Origin of the sequence: Microcoleus sp. ARI1-B5 (genome assembly GCF_036705795.1) — a bacterium.
GTDB lineage: Bacteria > Cyanobacteriota > Cyanobacteriia > Cyanobacteriales > Microcoleaceae > Microcoleus.
Window position 1 is genome coordinate 48,514 of record NZ_JAUBVK010000025.1, and the last position, 24,744, is coordinate 73,257.

The following is a 24,744-nucleotide window of genomic DNA, read 5'->3' on the forward strand; positions in this document are numbered from 1 at the left end:
AGGGCAGAGGCAAGAAGGAAAAGGTAATTGTTTGTTTTAGGTAGCAAATAAACAATTCCTTTAAAATTTTTTTCTTCAATTCTGACGGATGTCTTGTGACCTAAAAGAATTGGTTTAAAGCCGGAACCCTTCTAGGGAGAAATTAAAAGAAGACGATTCATTAATCTAATCCTCTTCCTTCTAGGTAGAGGTAGATGTCAACTGTCAACTGTCAACTGTCAACTGTCAACTGTCAAAAATGCCTTCTGGCGAATGCCGACAGATTAATGTTTGTGGCTCAAAAAACTAAAAATCCCGCTTTTTGAATAGAGCGGGATCTACTTAACCGGCGAAACCGAGCAGTTGGAGGTGGTGCTACGGCTGCGGCTCAAAATTAACGGCATTAGCTTGCAGCCAATTGCTGAGATTAGACAGAACTTCGGTTCCAGAAGACGGCTTACCCAAAGCTGTGGGGTTTACCGGTTCAGGTCTGTCCAAGTTGCGCGCGATCGCTGCGTTGACTTCTTTGGAAATCAAATCGTGAAGTTGCTCTTTAGCCCTAGCCCTTTGAAAGTGAGCTCCCTCTTCCGTCGTAGCGTACAGAGGCGGCAGCCTATTTAAAGCATAAGCCGCAATATCTCCCACATCCAGACTCAGGTCGCTACTCGCCTCAATTTCTGCCACCCTAGCGATCGCATCGCTCAGCACCAACTCTTCCATCACATTGATGAACTGTTTGCGAGGCAGAACCACAACTTCTCCGGTCAACAAAGCTCCCATCAGACGATCGAGAGCCATGTACTCTTCGATCGACAATTCAGAAGCCGTATTGCAGATCCGTCCCACCTCAGCTTCCATAGACGGCGTTAAATAGCCGTCTTGCAAAGCCTGTTCAACAATTTTTTCAATACTCATATATGCTTCCCGCTCAACGGCATCATCAATAAAGTTTTGTAAAGACGCGATTGCTGGCGTCTTGAGATTCGAGTTTTGAGGGTTGAGTTGAGAATTTTTCTACAAATCATAACTCAATACTGAGAACCCAGAGTTATCCGCACACCCCAGCCACAAACTTACCCCATAATTGACAGCTAAATTCGTCAAAATCGGTAAAAAAGTCTTACTCAATTCCCTGAAGCCGCCAAGGTACCGGATCGATCGACTGCCCGTGCACGTAAAGTCCCCAGTGCAGGTGAGGGCCTGTCGAAGCCCCCGTAGACCCCAGAGCACCAATTACTTGACCCGCTTTCACGAACTCGCCCTCCTTAACATCAATCCGGCTGAGGTGCATCAAAATACTTGCTAGCCCTTGACCGTGGTCGATACCAACGACATTCCCGTGGATTTTGAACCCTTGGGATTCGCGCCCCACCAGAGACACGCGACCGGCGGCCGGTGCGACTACAGGGGAACCGTAAGCGCCCGCGTAATCGACGCCGCGGTGGTAGTAGTCCTTAGCAAATACCCCATTATAGTACCGGCGCACGCCGTAAATAGTCGTAATTTCGCCGGAGTTGGGGCGCAACAATTTGCCGTCCCAGAATTTTTGGGGTGTCACCAGTGCTTTAAAGGCGTCTACGCGATCGAATTCGGCATCCGTACCTTCCTCGTCTTTCCCAGGCGGCAGCCAGATGGATTGAGTGGGAAAATCTCGATCGCGCACTTGCACGTTCAACTTCTGCACTTGTCCCTCACCCGAGACTTGAAGAAGGCGGGCACCGGGTTTCTCTAGCGGCGTCGTCGGCAGCAGGGCCCGAAAGCGGCCGTTGCCGATCGCAAAAGCAGGGTAATTTTTCTGCTGTAAAGACACTTTTGGAGTTTCCCCGCCGTTACCGTCAACCTGAATAATTACCGACAGCGTATCACCCAGTTCAGGATTTGTCGGTGTCACCTGCACCTGCAAAGCTTGCGCCGGCACAGTGAAACTCAGAATGCCAGCAACAATTGGTGCGATCGAAATCGATCTCTTCATGCGTGCGTTCAACAGCCTACACTTCAAAATAGCACGCACAACTATTTCCGCAATTGATTCGGAGTTGGCTCGATTCACAGTCGCTGTCATGTCCGATATCCTTAATCTTTGTCTAGCTAATGTTACACAAAAAATGCTATCTTAGCACCCTCTTACCTTAAAGAGCAAAGCATTATCACTCCTGCGAAGTCTGTTAAGTGTCGCCTGTGAAAACGCCAAGCGCCACTAATTATTTTTCAGGTTTTTAGCGTAGCTGCATAAGCCATGAATATTGACCTATATTATATATATATGTTATAACCATCGCATCGTAGATATTAATCGTACTGAGGTCAAAATATCATGCCAAACGAGCAAGATCGACCCGGAGAATATGATGCCATCCTTGGGGGGAAAAATTCACTTCCTAGGGATTTGGCGGTACTAGGAGGAATTGCCGGCGTTAAGAGCCGCTTGGCATCGCCCGATGTCGAAGCGAGAGTCGCTGCACTGTCCGAAGCACTGAAATATGGAGAAGCTGGTTTAGATTTGATAATTGGAGCATTAGGCGACGACTCCATACAGGTGAAATTAGCTGCCTATTCACTGCTGAAAGATAGAAATGATGAGAAGGTAGAACAATATTTACAAAACTATTCTCATATATTTGAGTTTGAGGCGATCGCAGTCGATCGGTATGGAAAAGAAAGCAGCCGCCTTAAGTCATTTGCTTTCTGCTTCACCGAAGACCTAGGGAACTCAATTGTGCTGGAAATGGTTTACATTCCCGGTGGTAAATTGATGATGGGTTCGCCAGTAACAGAAGGTGATAGATATAGAGTTTATGAGGAAGGTGAGAAGCATCAAGTCACAATACCCGCTTTTTATGCAAGCAAATACCCCATCACCGAAGCACAGTGGGAAGCAGTAATGGGAAAGAGAATCAACGAATCGAGTTTCACAGGCGAAAAACGTCCTGTTGAAAATGTATCGTGGCGTTGGGCCTTCAGATTCTCTAGAAAACTATCGGAAAAAACTGGTAAAAAATATCGTCTCCTGAGTAAAGCAGAATGGGAATATGCCTGTCGTGCCAATACAACAGCCTCATTTGATGGTGATTTTTTTATGGAAACTATAATAGAAGTTAACCGTAAAGGCAATCATCCCGACCTTGATGCACCGCATGGTCTTCATCGCCAAATAAACGATGTGGGGAGTTTTGGGCCCAATGCTTTTGGACTTTACGATATGCACGGCAAGGTTGCGGAATGGTGCGGCATTAACTTGGGTAATACCGACAAAGGCGCACCGACTGGCGGTATTCTCCCACTCTCAATTCGGATGAACCTTGAGTCTATCAACCATACAGATTCCGATCGCTTCAATCGCATCTTGTACCTGTGTCACAGCCCGTATCGGGAAGGCATGGGCTCTTCTTCGATCGAGGGTTTTCGGGTAGCAATGTCGTCGTATTCTTCCCCATCCTAGTTTTCCCGGCAAGGGCTCTTCTCTCTGGCTATTTTGCTCTTTTCTCTGTTGATTCTTTGTAGGGTGCGGCTCCTTCTACAATCTACAATTTCTAGCGATAATCTGTCAGCGACGCACCATCCAAAAGACTGTGCGATCGAACTAATTAGATTTTGCGGTGCGTCGCTTTGAGATCGCTCAATTTTTCTCGATATTGACAACAGCCAATCATTGACAATCTCAAAAACCCGCCCCTGCCGACGTATGGCGGTCAATCGATCGAACGCAAGTTAAGCTCGAGCGCACCGCACATCTCACAGAGCCGCACCACACAATTAGCTTGGTTGTGCCTTCGGAAGAAACATTTTTTCAACAACATTTTTCCGCAGATAAACTGTCAATGGTTTTTCGATCAAAGAGTAGAATATGCAGCCGACAACTACGGCCAACAATGCCACCATAGCCGGGGCAAAGAAACCGTCGAAATATTTTCCTAAATTCGCCTTTTGCACAATTTTTGTACTTGCTGATATCACCGGACTGTGGATCAGAAATATTGAATACGAGGCATCGCCCAAGAAGATGAAAAAATAAGGAATTCTCGGAGAATCCTTGAGGTCGATCGAAGTAGAAGCAACGATTAACAAAGCTGCCAGCACTGCAAAAGTATTGATGCGCTCGAACTCAATGTTGCCCCAAGCCACCAGCAGCGCTAAAATAAGATATCCTAAATTTGCTATCCCAAATAATATCCATCTGTAATTGGTAATTTTCTTGTTATATTTAAGCACGATATACGCCGCCAAGCCGCCCAAAACAAATTCTAGATTCATATTTCCAAATACTATATTCAGCCCGAAAAAAGCCTCGGTAATTTTTACTATTGTATCTATTTTCCAAAAATGTAGAACCGTCACAAATAGCCAAGCCGACAGTATAGGCACAGATTGTTTAGGCTTTAGCCAGATAGCTATGCTGAACAATACGTAAAAATATATTTCGTAAACTAACGTCCAACCTACATCCAGAATGGGCTTGTTTTTTTGAGGAATCAAGAGCAGCGACAGAATTATCTTGGTCAAACTTAAATCTTGATTGTTAGCAAAACCGGGAATTACTAGAAAGAAACACAAAACTGTCAGAGTAATTATCCAGTAGATCGGGTAAATTCGCACGCAGCGCTTGACTAAAAATGATTTTAACTGGTCTTTTTTACCGATCGCCGATCGGTGAACGTACACCATGATAAAACCGCTCAAGACAAAAAAGTAATCAACACCGCTCCACCCCGCCTGAAATAAATTAAAAAAAGTAACTTGATTTAATCTTTCGGTGCTCATCTGGTTGACGTGAAACATTACCACCAATAAAGCCGCAATCCCTCGATAAACTTGCAAGAGATTAAGCTTTTTGTGAGGATTTGAACTCTTTGTCATGAGAAAATACCTTGTTCGAGAGTGGCAGTTGGGCTTGCTACTCAACTATAGTCAACGCGCCAAACATAGTCAACACATTAAACACTATAATATAACTTTACACTTTTTTCATAAAGTTGTGCAAGAAGACTTCCGACTGATTGTTGACTTAGTTCTAGTTCTCGCTGCTGCCGCAGCAGGAGGACTCTTTGCATCGCTGTTGCGACAGCCGGTAATTCTCGGATACCTTCTGGGAGGGATCGTAGTTGGGCCGGCCGGTTTGGGACTGATTAAAGAATTAATTCAGGTAGACACCCTGGCTGAATTTGGCGTTGCTTTTCTGTTGTTTGCCTTGGGAGTAGAGTTTTCCTTCGCCGAACTAAATCGAGTTAAAGCAATTAGTCTGGGCGGTGGGGGCTTGCAAATTGTGCTGACGATCGCCATTACTACTGCAATTTCCTTGGGTGTAGGCTGGGTAGAATCACCTGCCCAAGGCGTGTTTTTAGGGGCGATCCTGTCGCTTTCCTCGACGGCGGTTGTACTCAAATGCTTGATGGAACGCAATGAAGGCGGTACTTCCCACGGTCAAGTCATGCTGGGAATCTTGGTAGTTCAAGATTTGGCTTTGGGGCTAATGCTGGCAGTTTTGCCGGCCCTCAACCAGCCCGCAGAGGCGATCGGCATGACAGTAGCGTGGGCCCTGCTGCGGATCGGCTTATTTGCTGCCGGTGCAGTCGTCGCGGGCATTTGGATCGTCCCGCAGTTGCTGCGCTACCTCGCGAAAACAGAAAGCCGGGAACTGTTTTTGCTGGGAGTTGTGGTTTTGGCTTTAAGCATTGCGCTGCTGACAGAATATTTGGGTTTCTCGATCGAGATGGGCGCATTTGTGGCGGGTTTAATGATTTCCGAGGTGGAATATGCCGACCAAACTCTAACTTATGTCGAGCCTTTGCGAGATATTTTTGCATCTTTATTTTTTGTCACCATCGGAATGTTAATCGACCCGGTGTTTCTCTGGAACCATCTAGAATTAATTCTGGGACTGGTATTTCTAGTATTTGTCGGCAAATTCTCGATCGTCACGCCGATCGTCCGACTATTTGGCTATCCGCTAAAAACAGCATTAATCGCAGGTTTGGGCTTAGCTCAAATCGGAGAATTCTCCTTTGTACTTGCTAGTTCCGGTCAAGCTATGGGACTGGTTTCGCGAGACGTTTACCTATTAATTTTAGGAACGACAGCAGTCACCCTGGTGCTGACGCCGTTTGTATTGAGAAGCGTGCCGCAGTTATTCAAGTGGGCAGAAAATTTCGGGCCCTTGCAGCGCTATTTTGACGAAACATCTCAACCTGTGGAAATAGCTGAAACTTTGCCGGAACAAAATCATGTTGTGATTTGCGGCTACGGGCGAGTTGGCAGAAATTTAGTCAAAATGCTGCAAAGCCGCAACTGTTCAATTGTGGTGATCGACGAGTCAGAAAGCAGAATTCAAGAGTGCAGAGTGCTAGGAATTCCCTACATTTACGGGAATGCTGCCAGCTTGCACGTGTTGGAAGCAGCCGGGGTGGAACGGGCCGCATCAATGGCGATCGCCCTTCCCGATCCCATGAGCACTCGCTTGTGTCTGAAGCGGGCTTTAGAATTAGTCCCGGATTTGGATATTGTGGTGCGGGCCAACAAAGATAAAGACATTGAACTGCTTTACCAACTCGGGGCTTGGGAAGTTGTGCAGCCGGAGTTTGAGGCTAGTTTAGAACTGTCGGCCCACTTGCTGGCTGGGATGGGTTTGTCAGCAATGGCGATCGGGCGGGAAGTCCAGCAAATTCGCAGCAGCCGCTATCTGGAATTGCGCCCGGCGCGCGAACCTTTGGCGGTTTCGCGGGATTTGAAAGTGGCGGTTCGAGATATGAACAGCGAGTGGTACAGCTTGCCTTCGGGTTCTCCCATCGCCGGCATGACTCTGGAAGAAACTAACTTGCGGCAGTTGACAGGGGTCAGCGTGATGGCGATCGTCCGCGAAGATGGCGAGGAAATTGATTATCCTAACGGGAAGGCAGCTTTGCAGTCGGGCGATCGACTTTTGGTCGTGGGTGAACCGGAAGAACTGATCAGTTTTGAGTTGCTGGCGAAGGGCGAAGTTGCTGTGCCCCAGGGCGACAGTTCTTGTCAGTGGCTGAGGCTGCCAGCAAACAGCCCTTGGGCGGGTCAAAAACTCTCAGAGGTAGATTTGTTGACTCAGTACGGGGTGCAGGTGCGGGCGATCCGCCGGGAAGGGAAGTTTACTCGCTGGCCGGACGGAACTACTGATTTGCAAGAGGGCGATCGTTTGCTGCTGTGCGGCGGCTTCTACGAGCTCGGCTTGATGCAGCGGACGGCCTCGCCTCCGGTGCCGCAACCTGCCTTAAAGCTGCCTTTTGTTACCGCCCAAGTCAGCGAAAAGCTGTTTAGCGATTAGTCAGTTGTCAGTTGTCAGTTGTCAGTCATTAGTCAGAGGGAAGACGGAAGACGGAAGACGGAAGGCGGAAGACGGAAGTTCGGCTTCCGTCGCCCTGTAGGGGATGTAACGGATGTAACGGATGGAAGGAAGAGGGAACAGGAAAGATTTTCCTCGTCTCCCCATCTCCGCCTCTCCCCCTCTCCGCCTCTCCGCCTCTCCCCCTCTCCTCAGGCGTTGGGTTTGAGATAAGCAATTGCCGATCGCGAGATCATAATTTGTGTTTCAGAGGGATCTAAGAGGCAAATGCAGTTATGATCCTGCCAAAAAATTCTGCCGGCTAGCAAGTCACCGGTCATGAGTTTGATTTCTACCTGTTCTTTGTCTTTGATGTAGCTTTGTATTAAGCGAACGCTGGGCAATCCGGTCTCAAATTCTGACATAGTGGGAAATGGGTAATTTGGTCATTGGTCATTAGTCATTAGTCATTAGTCATTGGTCATTGGCCTTCCCAGGGCATTGGCCTTCCCAGGGCAGAGGGCATTGGTCATTGGCCTTCCCAGGTCATAGGGCATTGGCCTTCCCAGGTCATTCTTCATAATTAAAGAATTAAAGAAAGTTTTGAATTCAAGAACTTTCCTTGTTTGTCCATTCCACAAAAAACTCCTTCTGACAACTGTCAACCTGGAAAGCTGTCAACTGTCAACCTGGAAAGCTGTCAACTGTCAACTGTCAACTGTCAACTGTCAACTGTCAACTGTCAACTGTCAACTGTCAACAGAGGTTTGTTTTTATGCCGATCGAGTTTACTAAGTATCACGGACTGGGCAATGATTTTATTCTGATTGACAACCGCCACTCGTCAGAACCAGTTTTAACGCCAGAACAAGCTGTGTCCGCGTGCGATCGACATTTTGGGATCGGCGCAGACGGCGCGATTTTTGCTCTTCCCGGTCAAAACGGCACTGACTATACGATGCGGATTTTTAACTCCGACGGTTCGGAACCGGAAATGTGCGGCAACGGGATTCGCTGTTTGGCTAAGTTTATCGCCGATTTGGAAGGTGAGGAGGCAAAAACTCAGTACCGCATCCACACTCTGGCGGGTGTAATTAGCCCGGAATTGCGATCGGACGGTCAAGTCAAGGTGGATATGGGAGTTCCCCGGCTGATGGCTGCGGAAATTCCGACAACTTTGGCTGCACCGTCGGGCAAAGTTATAGATGTGCCGATCGAAGTTGCCGGTAAATCTTGGTCTGTAACCTGTGTCAGCATGGGTAATCCTCACTGCATTACTTTTGTAGAAGATGTTTTGGCTGTTGCTTTGGAAACTGTGGGGCCTCAATTTGAACACCACCCAGCCTTCCCGCAGCGTACTAATACCGAATTCATTCAAGTTATACGATCGGACTACGTAAAAATGCGGGTGTGGGAAAGAGGCGCAGGTGTTACTCTAGCTTGTGGGACTGGTGCTTGTGCTGCTGTGGTTGCTGGGGTGTTGGTCGGTTCGTGCGATCGTACAACTGCTGTTGAACTCCCCGGCGGCGTTTTAGAAATCGAATGGGCAGAAGTTTCTGGGCGGATTTACATGACTGGGCCGGCACAGCGAGTATTTACTGGTTGTCAGTAGTCAGTTGACAGTTGACAGTTGACAGTTGACAGTTGTCAGTTGTCAGTTGTCATTGGTCAGTTGTCATTGGTCAGTTGTCAGAAGGAGTTTTTTGTGGAATTGACAAACAAGGAAAATTATTGAATTCAAAATTTTTATTGAATTCTTTAAGTATGAAGAATGCTCAATGACTAATGCCTTGCGCCTTGTGAAGTCATTGGTCCAAGACTGATTACTGATGACTAATGATTAATGACGGCAGGACTAATGACTAATGACTCAGCCGGAAATCTAAAATCTAAAATCTAAAATCTAAAATTAAGTAGGTGGACTTGCATGGCTGGAGGTATTTATTTGATTCAGGACGACGACAGGCTGGTAGAAATGATGGAACAGCCCTACGACTCGGAAGACCAGTTACAAGACTTGCTAGTAACTTATCCTAATCTGATCGCGGGAGACCAAATCGATCGGGCGACGGCGCGGAGATGGCTGCTAATTTCGCGGGAAGCCGCAGTGCCCACCGATGAGGAAACTGCCGTCCAGTGGTCGCTGGATCATTTGTTTCTCGACCAAAATGCAGTTCCTACTTTGGTGGATGTCAGGCGCACTCCTAATGCCGAACTGCGGCAAAAAGTTTTGGGTCAGTCGATCGACTATGCTGCTAATGCGTTGGTTTACTGGCCAATAGATTCAATTATTGCTCTGTTTGAAGCTAATTGTCGCGATCGGGGGCGCGATCCCGAACAGATTTTTGAAGAGTTTCTCGGTGCGGATGCTAATGAAGAGAGATTTTGGCAGAAGGTTAAAACTAATTTGCAAGCCGGTAAAGTTCGCTTAGTGTTTGTAGCTGACGAGATTTCCGCTGAAATGCGCCGAGTTGTGGAATTTCTCAACGAACAAATGGACCCGGTTGAAGTTTTGGCCCTGGAAATTAAGCAGTATGTAAGTGAAGACGGTTTGAAAACCTTGGTTCCCAGAGTGATCGGTCAGACAGCCGAAGCACAGCAGAAAAAAGCCAGCGCCACGCGCGAAAGAAGGCGCTGGGATGAATCTTCATTTTTTGCGGAAATCAAAGCCAGACGGGGTACGGACGAGGCGCAAATGGCAAGAGCCATATACCTTTGGGCAAAAAGTCAAGAACCCGAAGTTCAAATCCACTGGGGAACGGGGGATGCCTACGGCGGTTTCGCGGCTCAATTGCTTCAAAAGGGAAGAAAACCCTATCAGTTATTCACTGTAGATATTGCTGGCAGAATGGAGATTTCTGCTGACAATTACGGTTCCCAACCGCCGTTTAATGCAGAACCAAATTGGCTGGAATTGAGAAGTAAGCTGAGTTCGATCGGTCTGTCGCTACCTACAGAACCTGGAGAGAGAAGGTCGCCGAGTCTGGCTTTATCTACTTTGGAAGACGAATTTGCTCTCCAGCAAGTTATAGAAACTTTTAACTGGGCGATCGAGCAAATTAAAAGGTTATAGTTACACTCAGAGATGAGAGAAACGGAGGACACGGCAGTGCCGTTTCCCTACCCCCATTAATTGTAGGGAAACGGCACTCCCTCCGCTACGCTTCGCCCATAAGTGTCAACTTAACGTAAAACCGATAGTCCGGCAAGGGTTGAAACCCCTGCCTCAAAGCTAAAGTCCTCTCAAAGAGGACTAATGAGTTTTTCAGTCCTCTTTGAGAGGACTTTAGCTATTAGACAGGGAATTCATTCCCTGGCGGACTGCCGGGTGGGCGGGATGACTGGCGCACAAAAAGCTTAAGTTGACACTTATGGGCCCTGCCGTGTCCTGATTGTGGGTAATATTAATTCAGATGCTACCGGATTTGATATGACGCACCCTACCCTATGTGCTGGGTAGTATGTATATGCCCGGTTCAGCGTCATCCCCTGGCAGAATTTCACGGCTGCTTTTAACACCTTTACTTTCGCACAGATTTGCAAACGATTCTAAACCCTCTAATCTGGCTGAAAGTTCACTCAATCCATCCAAATATTCAGCTACAGCAATTTGGCGATGTGTCCATGTTTGATCAAATTTAGCAGAACTATAGGACATTTCAAACTCTACATCAACATTAGTTTTTTTGCCTCGGATTTGGTCAGGAGATAAAGTGCGATCGCTTGGTGATATTTCCGTAATTCGTTCTACTCGTTCTGAGGTAATATGGTTTTTAAACCGAGAATTAGTAAAGCGATAAGCAGTAGATAGATAAGTGTTTTCATCATTGATTAGTGCCTTACCCCATCTTTCCGCGACTTGTTTAAATTGGGGGATTTGTAACGCCAGGAATTCTTTAGCTTCTTGATGTTTCCCTATTTCTAAGAGAAGATTGGCTTCTGTTGCTAGGGCTACAGCCCAACCTTGAATAGAAACATCAGCATTAAGCATAATTTCAGCATCTAATTCTGGGGTAGCTTGCATCGCTTGATTACTGAGAAATAATCCCACACGGGAAGCTGTTTTAATGGCAGATATCGGTGATTCATCAGGAAAAAGAGAGCGAACGTCAAGTTCAGCTTTTAAAGCAGCTATTTCTTGAATTAGCATGGCTTGATGAAGATGGGAAATAGCTTTAGCAAGGCTTTTTTGCTTTTGGCGGCTGTCTTCTACCAATAAATACAGATATGCCAATTGTCCAGAGATATTATCTAAGCGATTATCAACCTGATTTAACCTATATTCAACTCGATTAAATCCTTCTTCCATGCGATTATCAATCCGATTTAAGCCAGATTCAACACGGTTAAAGCCTTCTTCCATTGACTGTTGAATGTGACCTAAACTTTTTTGTATTTGGTGCAGTTTATAGCCCATATAGGCAAAGCCAGCAATACTGACACCAAGGTTTAAAACACTTGCGCCCGCAGCAATTTGACTTAGCCCCATCACTGAGGATAAGGTTTTTTCAAGACCGATTAATTTACGCTCTACACCTATTAATTTATGATAGTTAAGCCCATGACCAATAACATCAATTCCTGCCAAAATGGGAGAAAATGGAACAGTCATCAGTTTGCTAGTCAGTCCGGGAGTTTCGGCTAAATGGCGGACAATTTGACCACCATTCACAGTTCCCGCAGCCCATCTAATAACGCTTCCATAGCGTTGCATTGAGCCATCGAGTAAACCATTGATAATTTCGGGATTGTTAACTAAAAGAGTGGTATCAATCAGCATTTTATTTTCTATGTTTATCGATTATAAACTTCAAGGTTTTCGTAGGCTTCTATTTGCAATCTCTCAGAAACTTTAACATCAACTGCTAAATGAGCTAATTTACGAAAAGCATCATATCTATCGAGTTGATTGACATTAGGCTTCAATCCATCATCATCTTGGTTGAGTTTAATCTCAACCAAGTAAATGTTATATTCTGATTCTGCTCCGCCCACTGAATACTTATTGATATCAGGTCTGTTTTCAGAAAGTTGAGTTTCAGTTCCTAGCCATAAATATCTCGTAATTTGGTAAAGTTGTTCTCCCTCACTAACATCAATATCATTTTTGTCTTTTAGCGATTTAAGAAACTCTGCGTGCGAGGCGGAAATCACTAAAACTAAAATAGAAGATTCTTTAGCATTTTCCTGAACAGGAGGAGTTTCACCTGGCGGAGATGGAAGATTAAAAGATTCTCTATTAGTTGGCTGTTGTGATTCTTGTCCTTCTTGTTTCTTGGGACCAAGTGCTGCTCTTCCTACTGCTCCTCCTAATACTGCGCCTCTTAATACTGCTCCTCCTAATACTGCTCCTCCTACTGCTCCTAATACTGCTCCTCCTGCTCCTCCTAATACTGCTCCTCCTGCTCCTCCTAATACTGCTCCTCCTGCTCCTCCTACTAATACTGCTCCTCCTACTACTAATTGTGATACAATATCCATCTCTTTAGGTTCCATTGTTCAACTCCTGAATTTCATTAGGTTTAAAACTTGTTTCACTGACGAAAAATCTCTTGTAACTTTTCACAATCTGCTGTTGCATGATCTTTTTTAACTTCAAACTCACGCCAAAACTGTTTTTCTTGCTCAAAATTGCCCTCAATAATACTTAATTGTTGCTGCAAAGCACGTTCAGCTAGATTGGTAATCTCATCAACGGATTCTTTAAATATCTCGCTAACATAATCTAACCGTTGGAGAATCCACTCACGCAAAATATCCCACAAACTCCCTTTCCCTTTTTCAATTCCACTTGACCATTGTTTTGCCATTAAGCCGGGAGATGGAAGGAAAAGTTTGATGTATTCAACATCTTGGGTAATATCACGAGTTACTGCTTCTTGGTAAGTACGAGTTACAGGTCGTGTTTTTGTTCTCGTTTTTGTTGTTTTCAAGCAAGACCCTTCCTGATAAGATTCTTCATAGTTCTCCTGTTCTGTTTTGGTGCGTGTTTCGTCTTCTGTTTTTTGTCCAACTACTTCGGTTTTTTTAGAACGGTTTTGCTTGATATTATCTGGCAATTCAAAAAATGTTTCTGGTAAAGTTGGCAAGTTTTGAGCTAACTTTTTGCGTAAATTACTGATGGCTGCTTTTTCAAAATTAATCGAAGAAAAATTGCCCTCGGTCAGAAAAACCTTTAGTTTCTTAACTTGTTCATCAACTAATGATTCTAAAGCTTGTTCAAACTGTTTTGCTTTTGATTGTAGAACAAACTCTGCCCTTGCAGACATAGCTTTTCTCATCGTGTGATATAGCAAGCGAACATAGCGTTCATCATGTTCAAGTTCTTTTTTCCCCTTATCATCATCAGCCCGTATACGCTTAACTAAGTATTCTGAGTCTGAAGAAAATTTAGTGAGTCTTCGACTAACATGATCATAGGCTTTAGAAATATGTTCAGCTAATGGGGGGGATGTCACTTCCCCTAGTTTATCTCTGAGTTCAAAAGCTCCTTGATTATTTTTAAAAGCATCAAGAACAGGAACAATTAAAACTTTAATTAAATCTCCTTCTACTTCTCGAACAGCATCATAAATCGGCTCAAATCCCTTACGCCCTTTTTTTACAGCATCTTGTACAAGTTGATCATTAGTCGTCGGGTTGTTTTTCTTAAGCTTTTCGATTAATTCCTTAATTTCACCATTAAATTCTTTGCCAATTGTTTTTATGTTTTCCTGTAAATTTTGACGAATTTTAGCAAGGTTATCTCTTTCTTGTTCAACCTGCTCTTGATTGTAAATTTTTCTGCTTTGAATCAGAATATCGAGAGATTTTGCCAAAGCATCGTAATTATCGAATACTTCCAACAATGCAGGAAGTATTACCAGTTCAGCAAATGATTCTTGAACCCGCACACGAAAACGATCCCAAAGTTCTCTACCTCCACTCCATTCTAAAGAATAGTCGATAATTTTTAGCATGGTTTCATCATCAACATTGTGACCTGACATGATTTGCGTTCTGAGGTTAAAAAACCATTGTGCTAACTCCAGATTATTTCCAATACACTGAAAAATTGTACCAAAACAGTCTTCAAAAAGTGCTTTTATGAATTTTGTTCTTGTCGCTAGATCAACTGTTGACGGTTCGTTAAAAGCTCCTGAACCCCAAGCACACTGAGCATAATATAAAAGACGAGCATTAAAAGGCAGAACATCAGGAAGTTCTGGAAGCGATAAGACATCTTTAATTTCTTCTCTTAACTTATCAATCCGCTCTGATAGGGGTAAATCATCGGTTCCTCGGTTATCGACCCGATTTAAGATAAAAATCATCGAATCTGTGCGACCTTGTAGATATCCGACAACTGTCTTTAATTCTTCTAATAAGCGTTTTCTGTGCTCATCATCTACCTGCATATAGTCCAAAGCCACTAAACTAAAAGCTTTATTAACTTGCTTTTGGATAGTTGCTAAGTTAGCCCGGTCTTGAACTGATTTCAATCCCGGTAAATCAATCAATTCCACTCCGATTCCGTTGGGTAAACCCAGTAAAGAAGCATCACAAGCAGGTAAAAGAGGAACATGAGCTGTTATTTGTGGCGCAACATACTCACGCTTTTTCCGCGCCGCGTGATAGGAGTGCATCACGGTGCTAATTCGCTGGTATAAATCCTCATCGCTTAATCCCGTCCATTCACCAGCATCCCAAGCAGCATCTTCCGTTTCTGCAATCATTAATCTCTGTTCTTGAGAATGTTTGATGGTTAATACACCCCCACTCATTTCCCCTGCTTCAATAGGCGCAATTTTCCGACCAATCAGCGCGTTAACAATCGTTGATTTTCCAGAGGAAGTTGTGCCCAGAGTAGCAATCCGAAAACTAGGATTTTCTAGGCGTTGGACGGCTTCTTGATAAACAGTTAAAAAATCCTGTAGGCAAGATTGAATCCCCGAATCAGCAAAAACATCCGGGGACGATTTGACTAAGCTAGAGACTGAGTTGCCTAATTCTTGTAAAAGGTTGCGCGTGTTGTTTAACTTAGATTCAATTACAGGCATGGCAAAAATGCTTCCTTAATGATCTTTGTTAAGTATAACTAAGGAGACACGGCATCGCAACTCGTACATCCACGGATGTTTTAAACCTGACCACAAAATAAAGAGTGACTCTTAAATCAACTTGTAGAGTGCGTCGGAGATTGATTATTTCAATTTTAACAGGTTTATTCTGCTCTGGTGCATACTACACACTAAGCTGTCCCGCACCTTGCGTTATATTTTTCGGGCGGGCGGGACACCCCACAATAATTTCATCAAACTTGACTGTACAATTTGTATGCGCCTGAGCTTGTTAATCTCATTATTATGTTTAGGGGATAATGGGTGTCACCCTCCACATAATAATGAGTTGATGCAGAGTGAGCGGCCGATCGCCAATAACCAATAACCAATGACTACTGACTAATATCGAATATTAGCTTGTTTCAAACGCCGCAATGCTTCTCCCAGCCGATCGCAATCTGCAATCAAACTAACCCTAACATATCCTTCGCCGCCCGGCCCAAAAGCATTGCCAGGAGTCACCACAACACCCGTTTGCTGCAAAACATTCAGGGCAAAATCCGTAGAACTCATGCCCGGAGTGCAGGGAACCCAAAGATACATTGCAGCCAGAGGTTTGGGAATATTCCACCCCAATTGGGCCAATCCTTCAACCATAAAATCGCGGCGGGTGCGGTAGCGTTCCTGCACTTCGTGCAAGTAACTGTCAGGTAATTGCAGCGCTGTTTCCGCTGCTGTTTGCAAGGCGGAAAATATACCGTAATCTAAGTTAGTTTTTAATGTCCGCAAACCTTGGATAATTTTGCTATTTCCTACTACAAAACCGACGCGCCAGCCCGCCATATTGTAGGTTTTGGACATGGTGTGAAATTCGACGCCGATTTCTTTGCCGCCGGGAATTTCTAATAAACTTGTCGGTTGATAGCCGTCAAAGGCTAATTCCGCATAACACAAATCGTGAACCAGCAAAATTTGATGTTTGTGTGCGAAAGCAACAATATCTTTGTAAAATTCGCGGGGTGCAGTTGCTCCTGTCGGATTACTGGGATAATTGAAATAAAGTATTTTGGCTTGTTCGGCTACGCTGTCTGGAATGTCGGCTAAGTCAATTACCCAGTTGTTTTCTGGTTTGAGGATGATGTTGTGAACTTTTGCACCGGCGATTATTGGGCCGCGAAATAATACGGGATAAGCAGGACTCGGTACTAATATTAAGTCCCCTGGATTGATATAGGCGATCGCAAAATGTGCTAAACCTTCTTTAGAACCCAACAAAGGCAATGCTTCGCTTTCTGAATCGAGTTCAACATTGTAGCGGCGGCTGTACCATTTGGTAATTGTGCGCCGAAAATTAGCAGTTCCTTCAAACGGCGGATAGCCGTGATTTGCAGGATTTTGGATGGCTGCGACGGCGGCTTCTACTACAGGTTGCGGAGTCGCACCGTCGGGATTTCCCATTCCTAAGTCTATTAAATCGAGTCCTTGTTCGCGCGCGCGGGCTTTGAGTTCGTCGAGACGGGCAAATACGTAGGGCGGTAGTTTTTGCAACCTGTCAGCAGGGCTAATCCAATCCAAAGTCATTTGTTGTGTATCAGTTGTTAGTTGTTTTCCGGGTTTGCAGTCAGGACTTCTGCCCTTGCTAGCACAGCCTTTTCAGCAGGACTAAAGTCCTTACTACAAACTGTTTTAATTCTTAATCTTTAATTCTCCCACAGGTGCGGTGGTAGAAACCATGGCCGCCATTAATTGTTCGGGAACGACTTTAAATGGCAGTCTGTGGATGTCGGAATTGGGATTGCAAGCTATTTGGGCGGCGCGCTGCAATTGTGTGAGGCTAACGTCTCCGAGTCCTAAGTCGTCTAAAGTTTGGGGCAATCCTATCTCGGCGTAGAATTTTAGCAGTTGCTGTCTGGCGGTGGCTGCGAGTTGATTGTTTTGCAGAATTTCTTCTAGCCGCAGTTGCACTAAAATGCCGTAGGCGACTTTTTCGCCGTGCAATGCGCCGTGACTTGCTAATAGATGAGTTAGACCGTTGTGGACAGCGTGGGCGGCGACGGTGCGGCATTGGGCGCCGCCAATTCCGCCGATTACTCCTGCTAGCAATACGGCTGCATCTGTGACTTCTTGCCAGGTTTCGCTACCGGGTTCTTTGAGGGCGGCGGCTGATTTTTGGAATAAAATATCGCGCAGTATTCTAGCTTGTTGAACGGCCGAAATAATCAGGGTTTGTTCGGAGTGTCCGCTGCTGACTGATGCTTCGTACCATTTGGCGATCGCATCTCCAATTCCTGCTACTAATGTCCGCTGCGGTGCGGTTTGAATTAAGCCGTAGTCGAGGATTAGCAAATCGGGACATCTGGCTAATGTAACATCGTATTGAAATGCACCTTGTTCGGAATAAATGTTAGAAAGTGCTGTCCAAGCGGCACAGGTTGCTGCTGATGTGGGGATGGTGACGATCGCCATTTTGCACTGGTGGGCGACGAGTTTGGCTGCATCCAAGGCTTTGCCCCCGCCGACGCCGATGATGAAGTCGGCTTTGTGGGTTTGGACGGCTGCGCGTAGGGTTTCGAGGCTTGTTTCGCTGCAATCCTTGCCGTAGGCTGTGTGGGCGGATTGTAGCTGCTGCTGTTCCAGGATGGGTTGCAGGTAGGGTTGCACGGCGGCGAGGGAGTTGTTACCCCCGACGATGAGGGGCCGCTTTCCGAAACGGGCGATCGCATCTCCGGCTTGTGAAACGGCTTTTTGACCCCGCAATACACAGGCGGGAGCAATTGTCAAGGAATAAATTGCTGTTGTGGTGGTAGTTTTGGTGCTTTGGGTTTGAGTCATCGAACCAGTGGATGAGTGACGGGAATGTTGACGATTTGCAGGATTGCTGGATTTTATAGGATAACTCTAACTCGTGTTGGGCGATCGGGTAAGTTTTGTAAAGTTTTTATTAAGTATTGTTGGGCTGTTGGGGGATGGGCGACGGGAGTTGAGGGGAGTTGGGGAGTTGAGGGCGATCGAATTATGATTAAAATTGAGGCTTAACGTACAACTCCCAGACTTGTTTCACTGCTGCTGCATCTGCTTGAGAAATTTGCCCGATTTTCGCTCGCAACAAAGACTTTTCCAAACAATCTAATCTAGACAAACGCACTGTTGAAGCACGGCGCAAACCGCTGACAGACCAATCATTAAGAAATACATCAGTTTGGCTGCGGGGTTTGGCAGAGGTGACGGCGGCTGCTACCACATCCTCGCCATCCAACCATAGCAAAAGTATGGGGCGTGGTTTAGAGTCTGCGCCGTTTGTAAAGGGAATATTTACCACCCAAAAATCACCAGGTTCAATAGTCATCATAAAGTCCTTCGTCTTCGGGTGCGTAACTTCTCAAAAAAGCATCATGGCTGCGAGTAATAGCTGGGTCAATTAAATAGTCTTCGCCGTCTAGTAGCGAGGGCTGGAGAGGCGGTGTTTCTGTTGCCGAAGTCGTAGATTCTGAACTTACGCTCAACGGCTTTGTCTGTATTAATTTGAGTAGGAAGCGCCTGAAAGACGGTGTTTCTGTTGGCGAAGTCCTAGATTGTGAACTTATGCTAAACTGCTTTGTCGGTTGTGCTTTGTACAAGAGGAATTGCACAAAATCGAGCACTTCCTGTTGTTTTTCTATAGGCAGAAGTCGCAATTTTTCGACCACGCTTTTTTCGATATTATTAATAGTTGGTTTCATGGGATTTTTACCCTTCAGCTTTGTTAGATTTCTGCATGACCTACATATATTATCACGACTCTCAAAGGTGAGAGCGTTCCTGATTCTATCCACTCCCACAATATAACCGACCAAAGTTCCTCACCTCTACTGAACGGAGTATTTAAGGCGGATTTAGTAGTCAGTTGATTTCTCACGCAGTCAAGTTTTGTAGTTCCATGTTTGCCAATCGCGCCAGAATTTTCATCTTTCCCTCTTACTTGACCCCTCACACCGCCAAATCTTGATACTCCCATCATTACTGCCACTAACTAGAGTGTTTCCATCTGGGCTAGAACAGACCGAATTAACATTGGCTGAATGCCCTGTGAGAGTAAAAATTGTGTGTCCATTTTTTAGATTCCACAGTTTGATAGTGTTGTCTCGACTACCACTAGCAAGAATTTGTCCATCCGGGCTGATGACAACGGAAAAAACCGACTCTGAATGCCCTGTGAGAGTGCGAATCTCCTTTGCGGTTTTCAGATGCCAAAGCTTGATAGTGTTGTCTCCACTACCACTAGCAAGAATTTGTCCATCCGGGCTGATAGCGACAGACCAAACCGACTGTGAATGCCCTGTGAGAGTGCGAATTTCCTGTCCAGTTTTCAGATGCCAAAGCTTGATAGTATTGTCCGAACTGCCACTAACCAGAGTGTTCCCATCCGGGCTGATAGCGACAGACCAAACCGAGGATGAATGCCCTATGAGAGTGCGAATTTCCTGCCCGTTTTTCAGATTCCACAGTTTGATAGTATGGTCTTGGCTGCCACTAGCAAGAGTTTCTCCATCTGGACTAAAAGCAAGAGACCGAATTAAAGATGAGTGACCCTTTATGGTTCTAAATTCTTGTCCAGTTTCCAGATTCCACAGCTTAATTTGTTTGTCATAACTTCCACTAGCTAAAATTGTTCCGTTAGGGTTAATGGCAACGCAATAAACCGCACCTGAATGCCCTGAGAAAGTACGAATTAGCTCTCCTGTATGGAGATTCCAAAGTTTGCTGCAATTTCCACTGCTGTTACTAGCAAAAGTCTTGCCATCTGGACTAATAACTACGCAATCAACAGATGACATACCTACGCCATTAAGAGTTTTTACACATTTGAAGGAGTGAGCTTTTCTAATGATTTTTTCTTCTATTTGTTGTTGGCGTTGGGCTTCAGCTTTGGCAGACGCTTCTTGTATTTGTTGTTTGCGTTGTGCTTCAGCTTTGGCTGCTTCTCGTATTTGTTGTTTACGTTGTGCTTCAGCTTTGGGTGCTTCTTGAGATTGACGTTCCGCTTCTACTTGCTCAATCAGCTTTTTCAACTCCTGTTCATACTGTTCTCCCTGTCGCCCCTGAATATCCTGAAGAATATCAAAATAAGGTTTCACCCATTCTTCTGCCAATCCATCTTCAGCCAATTCATCCCTTAAATTAAACAACTGAGGTTCATAGCCGGGGTCAATATTGAGATAATACAAATCCGCTAAAAATCCAGCCAGTAACTTGTGAATTGCCACAATCAACTGCCGAATCATGCGGAGGGCTTTTTTCTCACTTACCCCAGATGCTAAAAGTGCATCTTTGGCCTCTTCCCAGTCAAAAACTTTTGTAGAAAACAGGGAGACTTCCTGATTATTCAGGAATCCCCAAAAGCCGACACGAAAAGTTACCGCATAGTCGCTGATATCGCTATATAAAATTGTAGTCGGAACCGGAGATAAAATTCGCTGCAAGCGTTCCACATCAATATCACCAATCGACTCAGTGAAATAGTCGCTATAAAACTTAACTGGGCGTAAGACATCCTGTTGAGGATAATGCTGTCTGAGAAAATCTCCCACACTTCTCATCTCAATTGGCAAATCTTCACAGAAGGTTTCCGGGCATCGCTTGCTAATCTTGGGCGGTGATAGTAAGATTAAGAGGCGGTGTTGCTGCTGGAGTAAAATCTGCTTAGTTTCCTCTCGATTCAACTTAGAAAACCAAGTATCTTTATCCCAAAGGGTTTGAATTTCTGCCAGCTTGACCTGAATATCCTTTGCTTGCAATTCCCGCATCAAATCCCGCTGCAAGGCTGCCAGCTTCAGTCTGTCTCGCTGTTCCTGTTCCTGCAACTCAAGGCGGCGTGCTGTTTGTGCTACTGTTAGCTTTAACAATTCCCGGTCTCTGGTATCTTTCGCCTTCGCGTATTCCAGCATTTCTTGAGAATAACGCTGTTTTGCTCGCTCTATTTCGGTCGAATCAGATGAATTATTAGGATAGGGAATCAGGATATCTCGGTAATTTTGAGAGTTATGACCGAAGGCTTCTCCTAGTTTGTGGCCGATATTTCTGGCGATGGGTGAGAGCACTCCCGAGATGTAGGGAGCGATAGCGGCGATGATTGTTGGAAGCATAAATGTGGGTGAGGATGCGGTTATTAATAGTGTAGCAGGATGTTAGGAGGTATAATTCGGATAGTTGCCAGATATTCTGCAGTTGTTGATTTTTAGATTTAATTTCATCATTGATACTCCTGGACGCAGAAACCAGGTTTTTTACAAAAATAACGTTACATTTTTTACCTGCAGGTAAAACTCGCTCGCTCGCCCCTTTCCAATATCCTAGAAAAATACAAGCACGGTCAAGGCTCAAATCAGATCGGGATCGATCGCCTTCTCTGTGCGATCGCGCAGGAAACCATCCCTAGTTGATGATGGTTGTAACAGAATTTGTGGGATTATGATTTCTGTGCAATCAGCCTTCTTGCCTTCATGCCAACGAATGATTCTGACCTACAAATCCAAGCGCGAAGAATTCTAGACGCGATTGCTTTCATTCCTTTTGAGCAATGTCAACCCTTGACCCGTGGGTTTGAGAGCATTCCTGCGCGTCCTGGCATTTATGCAATCAGGCACAGAACTGATGGATTGCTCTACATCGGTAAAACCAAGAGCTTACGAGGTCGCTTCAGTGGTGGGCACAAAGCTTTTTTGTAGGCATGGCTCGATAAATATAGCGATGAAGACATACGGATTGCAGTACAGACAATTTCTCACGCTTGAGAACCCTGCGTTACTATTGGAGCTAGAAGCCATCATTCTAAGAGCTACTGAACCGCCTTACAACGTCCAAATTCCAACTGAGATGTAAAGCCATGCAAGCCAAACTTCAAGAGCAACTTTCCCTCGCTGATGCCGAAGTTATTTTAGGACGTTTTCCTGAACGAATTCGTGCTGCCCTAATTGCTCGTGCTGCTGAAATTGAATACCCAATCGAAGCAGTCATTGAGATGGCGATCGCTAGTTTCCTTGACACAGAGGCATTAGGTTTTGCAGATTGCAAACCAGGACGCGGACAATAACAGCATCAACTGGCGATCGCAAATACGCCGCCAATAGCTCCGAACGAGGGGCTTTACACTGTTTGATGCGTTCTTTGTCGATCGCTATTCTCAGGAAAAGAGCTAGTTACGATATGCTCTGCTTTTATACCAGCCTCAATCAGCGATTGGCTTAGCCCTTCCTCGAAGTTATCCTCTTCAATTACCACTTGACGATCGACTAAACGAGCATGAAACAGAATGGTGTCCATCCAGCGCTGTTTATCCCAGCCTGTCGCCAGAACCAGAAAGTGACCCGAATCGACATCACAGACGGAGTAAAGCTCGATCGCCTGTAAACGGGGTTGCGCGCGAGTTGCTTCTTGCAGGGTTTTTTTGAGAATGTCTGCATAGGTTAGTGAGTTATCCATTGGAGAATCGCCTCTTGACTTGGTTCGTAAACTAATAAATTGATTTTATTTCGCTGGACGGCTAACTGAAAAATCGGTTTTTGAAAGTGCTTAATGTAGATCGCTTGGCTCACTGCTAAAAACAACTGACGCTCCGGTTCTTGGTTTTCCAATGCCCATTGGTAAAGCTGAAGTTGTCCCATCGTTTTTTCCAGTTCGCTAATGACTGATGGTGAATCAAAGTCTTTGATTTCAACAGCGATTTTATGCCCTTCTTTTTCGGCACTGAAAAACTTTTCTGCTCCTAAGTCGGCTTTCAAAAGAGTCTGCTCTAACACTAAGACTAAAGGATCGTCCGTAATTGTCCACCCGTCTTTTTCGAGGGTGCGACGCAGGGAGGAATGTAAATTATCGCGTCTAGACATTCGATATTCCAGAATTTAGGTTAGGAAAGCTCAGCACGAACCTCTTCAGCTCCCATGTCTTGTGGATGTCCTTTATTGTGAAAGTAAATAGTCTAATATGTAATCAAATATCGCTTTTTTAAGTGCGACGAGTAAGATGTTTGAGTCGGGTGGTGCGCCGTCGATCGAGAACAGGAGATTCCGACGGCGGTAAGAAGGGGTGGACAGAGATGGGCAAGTTGCGGTATTTTTAGAGTTTATCATGTATTGTACCGCAGATGCGGTACAATTATCAGTTAGCTGGCTTCGCTTTGGGCTGAAACAATTCTTCTAAGTTATCTGTCAGTGTTTAACATTAAGCTATTCACCTCTAATTGCTGTAGTTCAGTCCATGAGAAAGCCACAAACTGTTAAAGCTTTGGAAAAGCTAGGACGGGTTCAACTCTCTAAGAGTTTTTTCATGCGTGAGTTTCTTTATTCAGAAATCTCTCAAATTGAAGGTATCCCTAACATTCCTAACGATCCTGACTTGGCGATCGCAGCAGGAAAGAATTTGTGTGAGAGGGTGCTTGAACCAATTCAAGATGCGCTTGGTCGGATTAGTATCCGCTCAGCCTATCGTTCGTGTGCGGTGAACGCCAAAGGAGCAGAGAATAAAAATCAGTACAACTGTGCCAGTAATGAGTCCAACTATGCACAACATATCTGGGACGTAAAAGATTCAGAGGGGTATATGGGAGCAACAGCGTGTATTGTTGTTACATCATTCATCCCTTACTATGAACGCACTCAAGATTGGACAGCATTGGCATGGTGGATACATGACCACATTGATGCTTATGCAGAAATGACCTTTTTCCCAGATTATGCAGCGTTCAACATTAGGTGGAGCGAGAATCCTAATGTTTCAAAGAAAATTTCTAGCTACGTAGAAAACCCGCACACTGGTAAGAATAGCGGGTATCTGACAAAGGAGGGGATGGATAATTTCTCGGGTTTGCACGAGCAGTTTTACCAAGAATTTATCGATCGCTGACTAACCATCGCCTTGAACCTCAATAGTATAACTGTAGCCCTGTTCAGTCAGAAACAGTTGGCGGTGTCGCGCAAAATCCTCCTCGCAAGTTTGTAGCGAGACTAATGTATAAAAACTCGCAGTATGTCCGTCAGATTTCGGGCGGAGAATGCGTCCCAGGCGCTGCGCTTCTTCTTGGCGAGAACCATACTTTCCTGATACCTGAATCAACACATCGGCATCCGGTAAATCGACGGCAAAATTGCCCGCGCGAGACTGAATTAATCCGGGAATCTCTTTGTGACGGAATGCTTCGTACAGCCGATCGCGCTCTGCCTGTTTCGTCTTTCCCGTAATCAGAGGCAATGCAGTAATTCGGGCGATCGCATCCAACTGTTCCCGAAATTCACCGATAATTAAAAAAGGAGCGCATGAAGCGTTAACCGATGTAGAGTTAATAACAATTCGGGTTGAGCGATGGGAGAATTTGAAGGAAAATAACTTAGGGTGAATGGGAGCACTATGCAGCTAACAGCGCTGGTAGATAACTCTTAATTTATCGTAAGATGTGAGAGTAAATTG

The 24,744-nt window shown here is 45.1% G+C and carries 22 protein-coding genes; 7 read left to right on the top strand and 15 right to left on the bottom strand.

What is annotated here, in order from left to right; translation table 11 throughout:
- Positions 1 to 354: 354 nt before the first annotated feature.
- Together QUB63_RS26720 and QUB63_RS26725 are read right to left on the bottom strand one after the other, a co-directional pair.
- On the bottom strand, positions 355 to 894 hold the full coding sequence (locus QUB63_RS26720; protein ID WP_332948386.1) for a late competence development ComFB family protein: 540 nt from the start codon (positions 892 to 894) through the stop codon (positions 355 to 357).
- Positions 895 to 1,099: 205 nt separating this feature from the next.
- Positions 1,100 to 1,951, bottom strand: a complete 852-nt coding sequence (locus QUB63_RS26725) for a M23 family metallopeptidase (RefSeq protein ID WP_332948387.1) — start codon at positions 1,949 to 1,951, stop codon at positions 1,100 to 1,102.
- A 342-nt stretch (positions 1,952 to 2,293) separates the two neighbouring features.
- On the opposite strand from QUB63_RS26725, the gene QUB63_RS26730 reads away from it, so the two are divergent.
- Complete coding sequence (locus QUB63_RS26730; RefSeq protein WP_332948388.1) at positions 2,294 to 3,418, top strand: formylglycine-generating enzyme family protein; 1,125 nt, start codon at positions 2,294 to 2,296, stop codon at positions 3,416 to 3,418.
- A 314-nt stretch (positions 3,419 to 3,732) separates the two neighbouring features.
- On the opposite strand, the gene QUB63_RS26735 is transcribed toward QUB63_RS26730, so the two are convergent.
- A complete protein-coding gene (locus QUB63_RS26735) occupies positions 3,733 to 4,833 on the bottom strand; it encodes an acyltransferase family protein (protein WP_332948389.1) in 1,101 nt (366 codons plus the stop codon).
- 118 nt (positions 4,834 to 4,951) lie between these two features.
- Here QUB63_RS26735 and QUB63_RS26740 point away from each other — a divergent pair, with 118 nt between their 5' ends.
- Positions 4,952 to 7,267, top strand: a complete 2,316-nt coding sequence (locus QUB63_RS26740; protein ID WP_332948427.1) for a cation:proton antiporter — start codon at positions 4,952 to 4,954, stop codon at positions 7,265 to 7,267.
- A gap of 209 nt (positions 7,268 to 7,476) precedes the next feature.
- Here the strand turns inward: QUB63_RS26740 and QUB63_RS26745 are convergent, their stop codons facing one another.
- On the bottom strand, positions 7,477 to 7,689 hold the full coding sequence (locus QUB63_RS26745; protein WP_332948390.1) for an Hfq-related RNA-binding protein: 213 nt from the start codon (positions 7,687 to 7,689) through the stop codon (positions 7,477 to 7,479).
- A 350-nt stretch (positions 7,690 to 8,039) separates the two neighbouring features.
- Between QUB63_RS26745 and dapF the strand changes: the two genes are divergently transcribed.
- The gene (gene dapF / locus QUB63_RS26750; protein WP_332948391.1) at positions 8,040 to 8,876 is read left to right on the top strand and encodes a diaminopimelate epimerase; all 837 of its coding nucleotides are present in this window, start codon (positions 8,040 to 8,042) and stop codon (positions 8,874 to 8,876) included.
- 315 nt (positions 8,877 to 9,191) lie between these two features.
- The gene (locus tag QUB63_RS26755) at positions 9,192 to 10,337 is read left to right on the top strand and encodes a hypothetical protein (protein ID WP_332948392.1); all 1,146 of its coding nucleotides are present in this window, start codon (positions 9,192 to 9,194) and stop codon (positions 10,335 to 10,337) included.
- Positions 10,338 to 10,709: 372 nt separating this feature from the next.
- On the opposite strand, the gene QUB63_RS26760 is transcribed toward QUB63_RS26755, so the two are convergent.
- From QUB63_RS26760 to QUB63_RS26795, 8 genes are all read right to left on the bottom strand, one after another.
- Entirely contained in the window at positions 10,710 to 12,044 is a 1,335-nt protein-coding gene (locus tag QUB63_RS26760; RefSeq protein WP_332948393.1) for a hypothetical protein, read from the bottom strand.
- Between the two features lie 14 nt (positions 12,045 to 12,058).
- Entirely contained in the window at positions 12,059 to 12,760 is a 702-nt protein-coding gene (locus tag QUB63_RS26765) for a hypothetical protein (RefSeq protein WP_332948394.1), read from the bottom strand.
- Positions 12,761 to 12,798: 38 nt separating this feature from the next.
- Positions 12,799 to 15,303 (bottom strand): dynamin family protein, encoded by a 2,505-nt coding sequence (locus QUB63_RS26770; RefSeq protein WP_332948395.1) that lies wholly within the window; start codon positions 15,301 to 15,303, stop codon positions 12,799 to 12,801.
- A gap of 402 nt (positions 15,304 to 15,705) precedes the next feature.
- Positions 15,706 to 16,887, bottom strand: coding sequence for an aspartate aminotransferase (locus tag QUB63_RS26775; protein WP_332948396.1), 1,182 nt, complete (start codon positions 16,885 to 16,887; stop codon positions 15,706 to 15,708).
- A gap of 105 nt (positions 16,888 to 16,992) precedes the next feature.
- Complete coding sequence (locus tag QUB63_RS26780) at positions 16,993 to 18,138, bottom strand: iron-containing alcohol dehydrogenase family protein (protein ID WP_332948397.1); 1,146 nt, start codon at positions 18,136 to 18,138, stop codon at positions 16,993 to 16,995.
- A gap of 187 nt (positions 18,139 to 18,325) precedes the next feature.
- Complete coding sequence (locus QUB63_RS26785; RefSeq protein WP_332948398.1) at positions 18,326 to 18,655, bottom strand: type II toxin-antitoxin system PemK/MazF family toxin; 330 nt, start codon at positions 18,653 to 18,655, stop codon at positions 18,326 to 18,328.
- The gene (locus tag QUB63_RS26790; protein WP_332948399.1) at positions 18,642 to 19,025 is read right to left on the bottom strand and encodes a hypothetical protein; all 384 of its coding nucleotides are present in this window, start codon (positions 19,023 to 19,025) and stop codon (positions 18,642 to 18,644) included. Before QUB63_RS26790 ends, QUB63_RS26785 begins: the two co-directional genes overlap by 14 nt.
- Before the next feature lie 222 nt (positions 19,026 to 19,247).
- A complete protein-coding gene (locus QUB63_RS26795) occupies positions 19,248 to 21,428 on the bottom strand; it encodes a serine/threonine protein kinase (protein WP_332948400.1) in 2,181 nt (726 codons plus the stop codon).
- A gap of 357 nt (positions 21,429 to 21,785) precedes the next feature.
- Here QUB63_RS26795 and QUB63_RS26800 point away from each other — a divergent pair, with 357 nt between their 5' ends.
- Both QUB63_RS26800 and QUB63_RS26805 read left to right on the top strand, forming a co-directional pair.
- Complete coding sequence (locus QUB63_RS26800) at positions 21,786 to 22,010, top strand: GIY-YIG nuclease family protein (RefSeq protein WP_332948428.1); 225 nt, start codon at positions 21,786 to 21,788, stop codon at positions 22,008 to 22,010.
- 158 nt (positions 22,011 to 22,168) lie between these two features.
- On the top strand, positions 22,169 to 22,375 hold the full coding sequence (locus QUB63_RS26805; protein ID WP_006631417.1) for a hypothetical protein: 207 nt from the start codon (positions 22,169 to 22,171) through the stop codon (positions 22,373 to 22,375).
- A gap of 53 nt (positions 22,376 to 22,428) precedes the next feature.
- On the opposite strand, the gene QUB63_RS26810 is transcribed toward QUB63_RS26805, so the two are convergent.
- Both QUB63_RS26810 and QUB63_RS26815 read right to left on the bottom strand, forming a co-directional pair.
- Positions 22,429 to 22,764 carry an element excision factor XisI family protein gene (locus tag QUB63_RS26810; RefSeq protein ID WP_332948401.1) on the bottom strand — a complete coding sequence of 112 codons (336 nt, stop codon included), beginning with the start codon at positions 22,762 to 22,764 and terminating at the stop codon, positions 22,429 to 22,431.
- Positions 22,749 to 23,168 carry a XisH family protein gene (locus QUB63_RS26815; protein ID WP_332948402.1) on the bottom strand — a complete coding sequence of 140 codons (420 nt, stop codon included), beginning with the start codon at positions 23,166 to 23,168 and terminating at the stop codon, positions 22,749 to 22,751. Before QUB63_RS26815 ends, QUB63_RS26810 begins: the two co-directional genes overlap by 16 nt.
- Positions 23,169 to 23,538: 370 nt before the next feature.
- On the opposite strand from QUB63_RS26815, the gene QUB63_RS26820 reads away from it, so the two are divergent.
- Positions 23,539 to 24,183, top strand: coding sequence for a peptidase M15 (locus QUB63_RS26820; RefSeq protein WP_332948403.1), 645 nt, complete (start codon positions 23,539 to 23,541; stop codon positions 24,181 to 24,183).
- Here QUB63_RS26820 and QUB63_RS26825 read toward each other — a convergent pair whose 3' ends face one another.
- On the bottom strand, positions 24,184 to 24,690 hold the full coding sequence (locus QUB63_RS26825) for a helicase-related protein (protein ID WP_332948429.1): 507 nt from the start codon (positions 24,688 to 24,690) through the stop codon (positions 24,184 to 24,186).
- Positions 24,691 to 24,744 lie beyond the last annotated feature (54 nt).

Bases quoted from the DNA above. Each gene is read 5' to 3' on its own strand.
- QUB63_RS26720 (WP_332948386.1), bottom strand. From the start codon at position 894: ATGAGTATTGAAAAAATTGTTGAACAGGCTTTGCAAGACGGCTATTTA.
- QUB63_RS26815 (WP_332948402.1), bottom strand. From the start codon at position 23,168: ATGTCTAGACGCGATAATTTACATTCCTCCCTGCGTCGCACCCTCGAA.
- QUB63_RS26800 (WP_332948428.1), top strand. From the start codon at position 21,786: ATGCCAACGAATGATTCTGACCTACAAATCCAAGCGCGAAGAATTCTA.
- QUB63_RS26795 (WP_332948400.1), bottom strand. From the start codon at position 21,428: ATGCTTCCAACAATCATCGCCGCTATCGCTCCCTACATCTCGGGAGTG.
- QUB63_RS26775 (WP_332948396.1), bottom strand. From the start codon at position 16,887: ATGACTTTGGATTGGATTAGCCCTGCTGACAGGTTGCAAAAACTACCG.
- QUB63_RS26770 (WP_332948395.1), bottom strand. From the start codon at position 15,303: ATGCCTGTAATTGAATCTAAGTTAAACAACACGCGCAACCTTTTACAA.
- QUB63_RS26780 (WP_332948397.1), bottom strand. From the start codon at position 18,138: ATGACTCAAACCCAAAGCACCAAAACTACCACCACAACAGCAATTTAT.
- QUB63_RS26755 (WP_332948392.1), top strand. From the start codon at position 9,192: ATGGCTGGAGGTATTTATTTGATTCAGGACGACGACAGGCTGGTAGAA.
- QUB63_RS26805 (WP_006631417.1), top strand. From the start codon at position 22,169: ATGCAAGCCAAACTTCAAGAGCAACTTTCCCTCGCTGATGCCGAAGTT.
- QUB63_RS26725 (WP_332948387.1), bottom strand. From the start codon at position 1,951: ATGAAGAGATCGATTTCGATCGCACCAATTGTTGCTGGCATTCTGAGT.
- QUB63_RS26765 (WP_332948394.1), bottom strand. From the start codon at position 12,760: ATGGAACCTAAAGAGATGGATATTGTATCACAATTAGTAGTAGGAGGA.
- QUB63_RS26745 (WP_332948390.1), bottom strand. From the start codon at position 7,689: ATGTCAGAATTTGAGACCGGATTGCCCAGCGTTCGCTTAATACAAAGC.
- QUB63_RS26785 (WP_332948398.1), bottom strand. From the start codon at position 18,655: ATGATGACTATTGAACCTGGTGATTTTTGGGTGGTAAATATTCCCTTT.
- QUB63_RS26735 (WP_332948389.1), bottom strand. From the start codon at position 4,833: ATGACAAAGAGTTCAAATCCTCACAAAAAGCTTAATCTCTTGCAAGTT.
- QUB63_RS26730 (WP_332948388.1), top strand. From the start codon at position 2,294: ATGCCAAACGAGCAAGATCGACCCGGAGAATATGATGCCATCCTTGGG.
- dapF (WP_332948391.1), top strand. From the start codon at position 8,040: ATGCCGATCGAGTTTACTAAGTATCACGGACTGGGCAATGATTTTATT.
- QUB63_RS26820 (WP_332948403.1), top strand. From the start codon at position 23,539: ATGAGAAAGCCACAAACTGTTAAAGCTTTGGAAAAGCTAGGACGGGTT.
- QUB63_RS26790 (WP_332948399.1), bottom strand. From the start codon at position 19,025: ATGAAACCAACTATTAATAATATCGAAAAAAGCGTGGTCGAAAAATTG.
- QUB63_RS26810 (WP_332948401.1), bottom strand. From the start codon at position 22,764: ATGGATAACTCACTAACCTATGCAGACATTCTCAAAAAAACCCTGCAA.
- QUB63_RS26760 (WP_332948393.1), bottom strand. From the start codon at position 12,044: ATGCTGATTGATACCACTCTTTTAGTTAACAATCCCGAAATTATCAAT.